The following is an 11,461-nucleotide window of genomic DNA, read 5'->3' as shown; positions in this document are numbered from 1 at the left end:
CGTGGCACCCCAGCGGGTTTCGCTGGCCGAGCCGAGCAGGGCACCGCCTGCCGCCGGCGGATTGAAGACGTCGTACTCGTCGCTGACCACGGCGCCGCCGCCCTTCACATAGAGCAGGACGTTGTTGAAGGCGTAGCCGACCTGGCCGGTGAACAGGCCGAAGGCATCGATGCGCGAACGGTTGCGAAGACCGCTGACCGCGCTGATGTTGTCGCCCGAGAAGTCAGCCCAGTTGCCCTGACCCTCGAGGCCGAACACCCAGTTGGCCGCCTGCCAGCGATAGCCGAGCTGACCACCGATCGTGCCGCCGGTCGCATTGTGGCAGCCCTCGGCGCCGATCAGCGCGCCGCCCGCCGTCACGAGATCCCAGCACTTGTCGGCCGAGCCGCCACCGCCGTTGATGCCGAGGTAGAAACCGCTCCAGTTGTAAACCGCAACCATCGGCGGTGCCTTGGTGTAAGGACGCGCAGCCAGATCAGCAGCCACCGCAGGAGCAGCCGCGCCGAGCGCGAGAAGGCTCGCAGTGACAAGCAACAAATTCTTTTTCATTTCGATTCCCGTTTCAGTTCTTAACAAAAGGCCCCCGGGCCTTGCGCTTCTCATAGCAGCGCTCGTCGGAATTGCTGTAGCCCGAGCGCAACAGTGACCGTCAAAGGAACACGCACCAGTAATGAAGGTGCACGCTAGCGCACTTGAAGACGCGGATTTTGATTTTTGCTCGAGTTAAGATGTGTCCTGCACGACACACATCACGCGTTCGTGTGTGGGAGAGAGTCTCTCCGCGGTCGCAATTGTGGCAACAATTGGACAAGCGCAGCTTGGCAGCGCGCCGGCCATTCTCGCGCAACGAATCAGCCCTTCCGTCTTTTCGCCTCGCTGATGCTGTTTGCGCGTCGAGCAGCGCCTGTGCTCTCAATGCAGCGCGTCTTCATTGAGCTTGAACGCGGCGTGATTGCCCAGCCCTAATCCAGTTCGACGATCTGACCGTCGACGATCGACACGCGGCGATCCATGCGCCCGGCGAGTTGCATGTTGTGGGTCGCGATCAACATCGCGACTTGCGTGGCCTGTACCAACTGCATCAGGGCCTGAAACACGTGATCGGCGGTGTGTGGATCAAGGTTGCCGGTCGGCTCGTCCGCAAGCAGCGCCCGCGGCGCATTGGCAACCGCGCGTGCGATCGCGACGCGCTGCTGCTCGCCGCCGGAGAGCTCGGCCGGACGATGCGTTGTTCGCTCGCCAAGTCCGAGGTAGGACAGGATCTCCTTCGCCCGCTTGACGCTTTCCGAGCGCTTCAGGCCGCGGATCATCTGCGGCAGCATCACGTTTTCCAGCGCGGTGAATTCGGGCAGTAGCCGATGGGACTGATAGACGAACCCGATCTCCGTGCGCCGCAACAGCGTGCGCTCGATGTCCGGCAATTGCGAGGTCGGCCGACCTGCGACATAGACCTCGCCGGAATCGGGCGCCTCGAGCAGACCTGCGACGTGCAACAGTGTCGATTTGCCGGAGCCCGACGGCGCTACCAGCGCCACCGACTGACCGGGCCACAGCGCAAGCTTGGCTCCATCGAGGATCGTCAGCGGCGCCTCGCCCTGCATGTACTGACGCTTTATCTCATGAAGATAAATGACCGGTACATCTTCCGCTGCCCCCTGCCCCTCCATCAGCGCCTCACTCATACCGAAGCGCTTCGACGGGATCGAGGCGCGCGGCGCGCCACGATGGGTACAGGGTCGCAAGGAACGATAGCGTCAGCGCCATGATCACGACTGCGCTGGTTTCGCCGACATCGATTTCGGCCGGCAGGCGGGACAGAAAATAGAGTTCGGGCGGAAACAACTCGGTACTGGTGAGCCACGACAGAAACTGCCGGATGGATTCAATGTTGAGGCAGATGATCAGGCCGACGATCAGGCCAGTCAGCGTGCCAACCACCCCGATCGCCGCACCGGTAATCAGGAAGATGCGCATGATCGAGCCCTGCGAGGCGCCCATGGTGCGCATAATCGCGATGTCGCTGCCCTTGTCCTTCACCAGCATGATCAAGCCGGAGATGATGTTGAGCGCCGCGACCAGCACGATCATCGTCAGGATCAGGAACATCACATTGCGCTCGACCTGCAGCGCATTGAAGAACGTCGAGTTGCGCTGTCGCCAGTCGACCAGGAACACTGGGCGCCCGGCCGATTCCGTCACCAATTTGCGGAAGGTGTCGATCCGGTCGGGATTGGTTGTGAAGACCTCGATCGCGGTGACGTCGTTGTTGCGGTTGAAATAGGCCTGCGCCTCCGGCAGCGGCATGAACACGAAGCCCGCATCGTATTCCGACATGCCGATCTCGAACACGGCCGTTATCTTGTAGGGCTTTATCCGCGGCGTCGTGCCCATCGGCGTCACCGCGCCGCGCGGAGCAACCAATGTGAGAGTGTCGCCGGCATGCAGCGACAATTGATCCGCCAACCGGCGGCCGATGGCGACCCCCTGCCCCTCGTCGAATCCTTCGAGCGAGCCCTGCCTGACGTTCTTGGCAATGGAGGTGAGGTTGTTCAGGTCGGCGGCGCGCATGCCACGCACCAATACGCCCGACGCGTTGAAGGGCGACGAAGCCAGCGCTTGCCCGTCGACGACGGGTGCAGCGAGACGAACGCCCTGCACGTGGCTGACGCGCTCGGCCACGTCCTTCCAGTCGGTGAGCGGCGATTCAAGCGGCTGCACCAGGAGATGACCATTAAGTCCCAGAATTTTGTCGAGCAGCTCTTTGCGAAAGCCGTTCATGACGGCCATGACGATGATCAACGTGGCCACGCCAAGCATGATACCGAGAAAGGAAAACCCGGCGATGACCGAAATGAAACCTTCCTTCCGGCGCGCCCGCAAATAGCGCAGCGACAGCATCCATTCGAAGGGCGCGAATGGCGCAGTTTGCAGGGTTTCGCTCATGGTCTCATCCATCAAACGATAATCCCATGATTCGGGCCAATTGTGGCCGGAATGGCCGCTTCGAATGCGGTGGATAAAGCCTCAACCGGCTAGGCGCGCGACCGCGTCCGCGGGAGACATGGTCTCACGCGATCCGTCACTGCGCCGTTTGATCTCGACCTTACCCTCGCTGAGGCCCTTTGGCCCGACCATGATCTGCCAGGGAATGCCGATCAGGTCGGCGGCGGCGAATTTGGCACCGGCGCGCTGGTCGGTATCGTCATAAAGCACATCGACGCCCTTGGCCTTGAAGTCGCGGTAGAGCTTTTCGCAGGCGGCATCGACGGCCTCATCGCCCTGCTTCAGGTTCAGGATCACGGCCGTGAACGGCGCGACGCTTTCCGGCCACTTTATGCCGGCATCGTCGTGGCACGCCTCGATGATCGCGCCGACCAGGCGCGACACGCCGACACCGTACGAGCCGCCGTGAATCGGGACTTCCACACCGTCGGGTCCCGCGACCAGGGCCTTCATGGAGTCGGAGTATTTGGTGCCGAAATAAAAGATCTGGCCCACCTCGATGCCACGGGTGTGCACGCGCTTGTCCTCCGGCACCTCGCGCTCGAACCGCGCGGCGTCGTGAACGTCCTCAGTCGCGGCATAAAGCGAGGTCCACTGCTTGATGACCGGCGTGAGGTCGCCGTCGTAGTCGACGTCCTCGCCAGGCACCGGGAGCTCCAGCACGTCGCGATTGCAGTACACGCCCGACTCGCCGGTCTCGGCCAGCACGATGAACTCGTGGCTGAGATCGCCGCCGATCGGACCGGTTTCGGCGCGCATCGGGATCGCCTTGAGGCCCATCCGCGCAAAGGTACGCAAATAGGCCACGAACATCTTGTTGTAGGAAACCCGCGCGGCCGCTTCGTTCAGGTCGAACGAATAGGCGTCCTTCATCAGGAATTCGCGCCCCCGCATGACGCCGAAGCGCGGGCGCTGCTCATCGCGGAACTTCCACTGGATGTGGTACAGATTCAGCGGTAGGTTCTTGTAGGACTTCACATAGGCGCGGAAGATCTCCGTGATCATTTCCTCGTTGGTCGGCCCATAGAGGAGCTCTCGCTTGTGCCGGTCGCTGATGCGCAGCATCTCCGGTCCGTAAGCATCATAGCGGCCGCTTTCGCGCCAGAGATCGGCAAGCTGCAGCGTCGGCATCAGCAACTCGATCGCCCCTGCGCGATCCTGCTCCTCACGAACGATCTGCTCGATTTTCTTCAGGACGCGGAATCCGAGCGGCAGCCAGGCGTAGATGCCGGCGGCCTCCTGCCGCATCATGCCGGCGCGGAGCATCAGGCGGTGCGAGACAATCTCCGCCTCTTTGGGATTTTCCTTCAGGATGGGGAGGAAGAACCGCGACAACCGCATGGGAGCACCCAGAGAATCAGTGGGGCCCGCAGTCAAACCGGATTGGACCCGAAAACACAAGGCCGGGAATTAGAAAAAGCCGCTAAAGTGGCGAAATTCCTGCCATTTCTCTCATCGGCTGACCTCCTCGCGAAGCCGGATTCGGGCAACCAATTCGATCGGGCGACCGTCTTCCATTACGGCTGCTCGCCCTGTGCCGACCTCGGCATCGGCCCCTCTCGCGATCAGGCCTTGCCCGCCCCAGTGGCGGCTCAGTTCCGTTCCAGCCAACTCCGCAGACCCACCTGCCGCCAAGTGCGGCGATCGGGTTTTATCCTGGTCTCACCGGATCTGATCGATGGTGAGTGCAATGACACGCATGCCCTCGCCTTCGCTCCGCTGGATTACGAAGGTCACTCCAAGAGCGCCTGATGCATGGCGCTCAAGGAGCGAACGGATCTACTTAGCCTTGGATTGTCCTCTTCCGCCTCACTTTTTCATGCCGGAATGATCGTGCGGCTCTTGCATCTGCATCTTGTCGCCATGCTCGGCCGCACCAGCAGGCCCTTGTGCGCCCACGCCCTGAACATCGAGGCTGACGCTGACCTTGCCGGCTTTCTCGAACTGGAGCGTCACCGGGACCTTGTCGCCCTGCTTGAGCGGGCTCTTGAGCTCCATCAGCATCAAGTGGTAGCCGCCTGGCGCCAGCTTCACGGTCTTGCCGGGCTCGATAGCGAGACCCTTGTCGAGCGCGCGCATCGTCATCACGCCGTTGGTCGTCGCCATTTCGTGGATCTCGACCCTGCCGGCCACGTCGGCCGATCCAGCCACCAGCCGATCCGGCGCCTTCCCCTTGTTCTCGATTGTGACGTAACCGCCGCCGACCTTGGCGCCGCCCGGCGTAGCGCGCGTCCATGCCTGCGAGATGACGAGGTCGCCGGCTTTGATCTCCTGGGCCTGGGCGGAAGCAGTGAGTGTGCCGGCGAGCAGGATGGCACTCGCAAGGCCGGCGAATAGACGTTTCATGGGAAGCTCCTTGTCCTTTGTTGCAGTGATTTCACCGGGTTCAGAACCTTTCTTTCGCAACAGGCGCATAGGTTCTGCGGGGAATGGTTGGTGCGGGTTGACGAGCAGCGCGGAAAACAGGCGCGCACATGTGAACTTCCCGATGCTGGCCGCAACATGGCCTGATCGAGGACGTTCTTCACCGGCGGCGCGAACCGGAGCGATCGCGACGCGGTCAGGAGATGCGGGGCGGCGCGCGCGCCTGCGCGTTTGATCCGACGCGCGAAACGTCGAGGCCGGAGGCGACAGAGTGCCAGACCACGCGGTCGGCATGTCGGAGGGATATCGTGACGCCGGGCTGCGGGGCATTGAGCCACGCATTCGCCTGGGCAAGACAGCAGATCGAACAGCTCGCAGCGTGCGCGGCCTGTTCACCCGGTTGCTCGGATTGCCCCGAGACCGAACTGTCGTGACAGATGACCGCGTTTTGCAGCGGATCCGAAGCGGCAATGGCCGACGCCCAACAGGCCGCGACGGGCGCCAGAATCTGCATCGCCAGCGCGATCAGAACGATCGGTAGGAATTTTTGCAGCTGCGAGCGCATCCGGGAAACCACCCAACCCGCCCTTAGCTAAACACCGACGTCGCCGCAAGTCGAGATGCGCATTTGGGGCGAACATACACGAAAACAACCCCAGATTGTCTTATGTATGCAGACATGCACACGTTTAGGAGCTCGAACAAGCGGCGGTCGCCTTGCCTGCCCAAATCAAAGATCATTTCGTGAACTGCTCGAATTTTGAACATTCATTGCCAAAAATGATGACAAACCCAAAAAGTTCATCTAGCATTCAAAACTCAGGCCGGCCGTAAGGTCGAAGTCTGGTGGTCCAAGTCTCGGGAGGAGCCCCTGACGCGCAAAACGCAGCGTCGCCCCGTCAATAAGATCAAACTGCAATTTTCGGGGACAATCGGGTCGACACAGTTTCGGAGCAGGGCTAAGGAGCCCTGCTCTTTTTTTGTCCGTGACATGCTGCGCGCAGTGCCGAGAAGACGTTCGCAGCAACTATTGCGCGAGATTCACTGACTTTGCCCCACGGCCGCAGTTAGAACGACTCCCGCTCCAGGAAGTTCGAGCCGATTTCCGCCTTTCGCTTGACCGGATCGTAGTCGCAATAGACGCTGTCGGCGACGAGCGTGTAGCTCGCAATCACCGTGTACTTGTCGAGCTTCACCGAGTTCAGGCCGACGACCGCCGTGTTCTTGCCGCCGTTCCACTTGAAGGGCGTCGAACTCTGCGCCCTCTCGCATGCGGCGACCGCCTCGTTGAAGACATAGCCCTCGACGAAAGCCTTCATGGTCCGCAACTGCACGGTCATCTTCCAGTCGATGTAGAACGCAGCGCCTAAGGCCGCGATGACCAGAACCAGGAGCGCGGCAATCACCCTCTGCGACGTCATGGCTTCCCCCCTTCGCCGCGCACCCGGTGCGCTCAGTACGGCGTTCCCATCAGTTTCGAAAGGCGCTCTATCGAAAGATAACCGGCATGATACGCGCTCGCGCCAACCGCGAAAACAGCCGCCGAAATCAAGGTGGTCCAGATCAGCTTGCGGCCCATCCGCGCCATGATCGGCGCACCCGGATCGGTACCTGGGGCGCCTTCGCCGTCTTCGTGCTGGCTCCGCACACCGAAAGGAAGCGTCACGAACAGCGTGACCCACCACAGCACGAAGTAGATCGCGAGCGCGGTGGTGACCTGGTAGACCATGTTGCGTCAGGCCTGTTCGATCTCGACCAAGGCGCCGGAAAAATCCTTCGGGTGCAGAAACAGCACCGGCTTGCCGTGCGCGCCGATCTTCGGGGTGCCGTCGCCGAGTACCCGCGCGCCTTCCTTGATCAGCGTATCGCGCGAGGCAATGATGTCGGCCACCTCGTAGCAGAGGTGGTGGATTCCGCCGTCGGCATTGCGCTCCAGGAATTTCGCAATCGGCGAGGCCTCGCCGAGCGGCTCGATAAACTCGATCTTGGTATTCGGCAGCGTGACGAACACGGTGGTTACGCCGTGCTCCGGCAGCGGCACCGCATCCGAGATCTGCGCCGCGAAGGCGGCGCCATAGATTCTGGCGGCCTTCCTGGCATCCTTCACCGCGATCGCGACGTGATTGAGCCGGCCCAGCATGTCATTCTCCCTCAGACCATTATTGCGTGGACAAGACAGAGCGGTTTCTTGCCCCAGTGTTCGTTGATGGCGGCGCGCACCGCGCGGCGAACCGACTCCGAAAGCGCGTCCGGGTCGCGCCGCCGCGGTCGCGGCAGGCCTTCCACCGTCGACACCACGACGTCGAACACGATCTCGTCGAGCGCTTCGCCCGCACCATTCTTCTCGGGGATGCCGACAAGATCAACCTCCGGATCCTCCGCCAGCTCGCCCTGCTCTGTCATCGCGATCGCCACGAAAACGCAGCCGGCAAACGCCATCCGCCGGCGCTCGACCACGGCGCGCGATTTGGCGTCCTCGAGGATATTGCCGTCCTTGTAAAGCCGGCCGGCGGGCAGTTCGTCGACGATCCCCGGCTGCCCCGGTCCGAGCTTCACGAGATCTCCATTGCGGCAGACCAGGACGCGAGGCACGCCGGCCTCGCGCGCCAGCTTGGCGTGCTCGTGAAGATGCAAGGCCTCGCCGTGAACCGGAATCAGGAGCTGCGGCTTCGTCCAGGCGATCAGTTCGCGCAACTCGTCGCGACGCGGATGGCCGGATACGTGCACGAGGTGGGTGCGGTCGGTGATGATCTCGACGCCCTGCGCAACCAGATCGTTGATGATCGAGCCCACCGCCTTCTCGTTCCCGGGAATCGTGCGGGAGGAAAAGATCACGCAGTCGCCCTTGTTCAGCGTGATCTCCGGGTGATCGTCGTTGGCAATGCGCGCGAGCGCCGCGCGCGGTTCGCCCTGGCTCCCGGTGCACAGGGCCAGCACCTTGTCCGCGGGAAAATGACCGTAGACGTCGGTGCTGCGGAAATTCTGCACGCCCTTGAGATGGCCGGTCTCGCGTGCGACCTGCACTACGCGATCCATCGCCCGCCCGACCACGACGACCTCGCGGTCCGCGGCCCTCGCGGCATCGGCCACCGCCCTTATCCGCGCCACGTTCGAGGCGAAAGTGGTAACCGCCACGCGGCCCTTCGCCGCTTTCACCAGTTCGGCAATCGTCGTCGCCACATCGGCTTCCGAAGGCGAGCGTCCCTCGCGCACAGCGTTGGTGGAATCGCCGATCAGCGCCAGCAGGCCGGCATCGCCCAACTCGCGTAGCCGCCGCTCGTCGGTCGGAGGGCCGATGATCGGCGTCGGATCGATCTTCCAGTCTCCCGTATGCAGCACCGTGCCGATCTCGGTGTGGATCGCCAGAGCGTGCGCTTCGGGAATGGAATGCGCGACGGGAATGAACTCGACATTGAACGGGCCGATGTCGACCCGTCCGCCAGACGGCACCACGGTGACCGGAATCTTCGGCGGGTTTCGCTCGGACTGGCACTTGGCCTCGAACAGCGCCGCGCTGAACCTGGTCGCATAGATCGGGCATTGCAGCTTCGGCCAGAGATCGATGATGGCGCCGAAATGGTCTTCATGGGCGTGGGTGAGCACGAGCCCGACCAGGTTCTTGCGCTCCTTTTCGAGGAAGCTGACGTCCGGCATGACAAGATCGATGCCGGGCAGATGCTCTTCGTCGCCGAAGAAGACGCCCAGATCGATCGCCATCCAGGACCGCTGATGCCGATTGCCGATCCCGTAGATCGACAGGTTCATGCCGATTTCACCGACGCCTCCGAGAGGCGCAAACACCAGTTCGTCCGGACGCGCCATCACGCTGCTCCTGCGGAGGCCGCGGTACCGAAATGGACGTCGCCGGCCGTGATCGCCACCTGCCGGCCGTCGCTCGTCCGCACGATCATGCACCCCTGCTCGTCAATCGTATCAAATATGCCCTCAATCGTAGTCCCCCCCGCCTTGATCGCAACAGCCTGGCCAAGCCCGGCAGCGCGGGCGAGCCATAGCCTCCGGATCTCGCTGAAGCCGCGGCCGTTGTCCCAAATAGCCCGGAATTCCGCCCAGCCGTCCGACAAGGCGGCGAACAGCTCCTCGGCGCTCACGTTGATTCCGAGGTCCTTGAGCGAGATCGCCGGCACCGGCGTCCCCTCGGGCGCTGCCACCACATTGGTGCCGATCCCGACCACCACGGCCAACCCGCCTCCGGGAGCGCCCTCGGCCTCCAGCAGCATGCCGGAGAGCTTCTTCCCCCCGGCCAGCGCATCATTGGGCCATTTCAGTGCAAACTTGAACGGATCGCCGCCACCCGCGCGCAGGACGGCCTCGATGCTCACCTTCCGCAGCGCCGAATCCAGCGCGAGCCCGGCGGCGAAACCGAGCGTCGCCGCCGTCCCAGGCGCGACGTCCATGACTTCCAGGATGCTGCTGGCGAGGTTACCGCGAGGGGCTATCCAGGCCCGCTGCCGACGCCCCCGCCCCGCAGTCTGCTCCGTCGTCACGAACCACACCGGTCCGCGCTCGCCGGCGCGAGCCCGCGCCAGCGCTTCCGCATTGGTCGAGCCGATCTGGTCTAAGGCCGCGAGCCGGTAGCCCGCCTTGAGAGCTAGAGGACCGAGCGCGAAACTCATCCTAGAACAAGGACTTTGCCGCGGCGCTCGCCATACTGACCAGCGGGCCGGGATAGGCAAAGAACAGGATGTTGAACAGGCCGGCGATCGTGACCACGGCGCCCAGCTCCACACGCACCGGGTCGAGCTTGGTCAGCGGCTCGTCGAAGTACATCACCTTGATGATGGCGAGATAGTAATACGCGCCCACGACGCTGCTCAGCACGCCAATGACCGCAAGCGTGAACAGGTTGGCCTTGATCGCCGCGGCGAAGACATACCACTTGGCAAAGAATCCCGCGAGCGGCGGCACGCCGGCCAGCGAGAACAGCAGCATCGCGAAGAAGAAGGCAAGCGTCGGGTTGGTGCGCGACAGCCCGGCAAAATCGCCGATGTTCTCGAAGTTCTGGCCGCCGCGCTTCATCGCCAGGATGACCGCGAAGGAGCCGAGCGTCATCGTCACGTAGATCACGATGTAGACCAGCACGCCCTGCGCGCCTTCCGGCGTGCCAGCGGCAAGCCCGACCAGCGCGAAGCCCATATGGCCGATCGAGGAATAAGCCATCAGTCGCTTGATGTTCTGCTGCCCGATCGCCGCAAAGGCGCCGAGTGCCATCGAGGCGATCGCAACGAAGACCAGTATCTGCTGCCACTGCGAGAGGATGCCGGGGAATGCGGTGAGCGTCGCGCGGGTGAGCACGGCAAGCGCGGCGACTTTCGGAGCCGAGGCAAAGAACGCGGTCACCGGGGTCGGCGCGCCCTCGTAGACGTCGGGCGTCCACATATGGAACGGCACCACCGAGATCTTGAAGCACAGACCGGCGAGCAGGAACACCAGGCCGAACACGAGGCCAATGCTCGGCTCATTGGCCGCGGCGGCAATCCCTGCGAAGCTGACCGTGCCGGTGAAGCCGTAGATCAGAGACGCGCCATAGAGCAGCATGCCCGAGGACAGCGCGCCGAGGACGAAATACTTCAGGCCCGCCTCGGTCGACTTGGCGTTGTCGCGGTGGCTGCTGGCAACGACGTAGAGCGCCAGCGACATGAGCTCGAGGCCGAGATAGAGCGAGATCAGATCGCCGGCCGAGATCAGCACCATCATGCCGAGGGTGGAGAGCAGCACCAGGATCGAATATTCGAAGATGCGGCGCGACGGGTCGGACAGAAACTCCGCCGACAGGATCAGCGTCACGACCGAGCCGATCAGGGCAAGGATCTTCAGGAAGCGCGCGAAGTCGTCGACGATGAAGCTGCCGCCAAAGGTCGTGAGCTTGCCCGCCGGCAACAGCAGTTCGATGACGCCGGTCGCGATCAACAATACCACCGCGAGCGTTGTCACCGCCTTGGTCGTTCCCTGCCCGCGATAGGCGCCGAGCATCAACAGCGCCATGCTGCCGACGGCGAGCACAAGCTCCGGCAGCACCGGCGTCAATTGATAACCTGCAGTCTCAAAGCTCATGGCGATATCCTGACCTGCCGCC

General features: G+C 63.0%; 13 protein-coding genes. 1 reads left to right on the top strand and 12 read right to left on the bottom strand.

All coding sequences use genetic code 11. From position 1 onward, the window contains the following. The 4 genes from HY852_RS25995 to proS all read right to left on the bottom strand — a co-directional run. A partial coding sequence (locus HY852_RS25995; RefSeq protein WP_291607787.1) for a hypothetical protein occupies positions 1-549 on the bottom strand: 549 nt, incomplete at its 3' end. A 413-nt stretch (positions 550-962) separates the two neighbouring features. After that, positions 963-1,667 carry an ABC transporter ATP-binding protein gene (locus HY852_RS25990; RefSeq protein WP_291607790.1) on the bottom strand — a complete coding sequence of 235 codons (705 nt, stop codon included), beginning with the start codon at positions 1,665-1,667 and terminating at the stop codon, positions 963-965. Between the two features lie 7 nt (positions 1,668-1,674). Continuing rightward, on the bottom strand, positions 1,675-2,955 hold the full coding sequence (locus HY852_RS25985; protein WP_291607786.1) for a lipoprotein-releasing ABC transporter permease subunit: 1,281 nt from the start codon (positions 2,953-2,955) through the stop codon (positions 1,675-1,677). A 69-nt stretch (positions 2,956-3,024) separates the two neighbouring features. Then, complete coding sequence (proS, locus tag HY852_RS25980) at positions 3,025-4,344, bottom strand: proline--tRNA ligase (RefSeq protein WP_291607785.1); 1,320 nt, start codon at positions 4,342-4,344, stop codon at positions 3,025-3,027. 42 nt (positions 4,345-4,386) lie between these two features. Between proS and HY852_RS25975 the strand changes: the two genes are divergently transcribed. Further along, entirely contained in the window at positions 4,387-4,755 is a 369-nt protein-coding gene (locus HY852_RS25975; RefSeq protein ID WP_291607784.1) for a hypothetical protein, read from the top strand. 57 nt (positions 4,756-4,812) lie between these two features. On the opposite strand, the gene HY852_RS25970 is transcribed toward HY852_RS25975, so the two are convergent. The 8 genes from HY852_RS25970 to nuoN form a co-directional block, all read right to left on the bottom strand. Continuing rightward, the gene (locus HY852_RS25970; RefSeq protein WP_291607783.1) at positions 4,813-5,349 is read right to left on the bottom strand and encodes a copper chaperone PCu(A)C; all 537 of its coding nucleotides are present in this window, start codon (positions 5,347-5,349) and stop codon (positions 4,813-4,815) included. A 214-nt stretch (positions 5,350-5,563) separates the two neighbouring features. Then, positions 5,564-5,932, bottom strand: a complete 369-nt coding sequence (locus HY852_RS25965) for a DUF2946 domain-containing protein (protein WP_291607782.1) — start codon at positions 5,930-5,932, stop codon at positions 5,564-5,566. A 502-nt stretch (positions 5,933-6,434) separates the two neighbouring features. Next, positions 6,435-6,788, bottom strand: coding sequence for a hypothetical protein (locus tag HY852_RS25960; RefSeq protein ID WP_291607781.1), 354 nt, complete (start codon positions 6,786-6,788; stop codon positions 6,435-6,437). 32 nt (positions 6,789-6,820) lie between these two features. After that, complete coding sequence (locus HY852_RS25955) at positions 6,821-7,096, bottom strand: DUF1467 family protein (RefSeq protein WP_291607780.1); 276 nt, start codon at positions 7,094-7,096, stop codon at positions 6,821-6,823. A 6-nt stretch (positions 7,097-7,102) separates the two neighbouring features. Continuing rightward, complete coding sequence (mce, locus tag HY852_RS25950) at positions 7,103-7,507, bottom strand: methylmalonyl-CoA epimerase (protein WP_291607779.1); 405 nt, start codon at positions 7,505-7,507, stop codon at positions 7,103-7,105. An 11-nt stretch (positions 7,508-7,518) separates the two neighbouring features. Then, positions 7,519-9,189 carry a ribonuclease J gene (locus tag HY852_RS25945; RefSeq protein ID WP_291607778.1) on the bottom strand — a complete coding sequence of 557 codons (1,671 nt, stop codon included), beginning with the start codon at positions 9,187-9,189 and terminating at the stop codon, positions 7,519-7,521. After that, complete coding sequence (locus HY852_RS25940) at positions 9,189-10,001, bottom strand: biotin--[acetyl-CoA-carboxylase] ligase (RefSeq protein WP_291607777.1); 813 nt, start codon at positions 9,999-10,001, stop codon at positions 9,189-9,191. The genes HY852_RS25945 and HY852_RS25940 overlap by 1 nt, the downstream gene beginning before the upstream one ends. Position 10,002: 1 nt before the next feature. Continuing rightward, positions 10,003-11,439 (bottom strand): NADH-quinone oxidoreductase subunit NuoN, encoded by a 1,437-nt coding sequence (gene nuoN, locus HY852_RS25935; protein WP_291607776.1) that lies wholly within the window; start codon positions 11,437-11,439, stop codon positions 10,003-10,005. Between the last annotated feature and the right edge of the window lie 22 nt (positions 11,440-11,461).

This window comes from Bradyrhizobium sp. (assembly GCF_016213215.1).
Classification (GTDB): domain Bacteria; phylum Pseudomonadota; class Alphaproteobacteria; order Rhizobiales; family Xanthobacteraceae; genus Bradyrhizobium.
The sequence above is the reverse complement of the archived record's forward strand: the minus strand, read 5'-3'. Positions and strand labels throughout refer to the sequence as shown.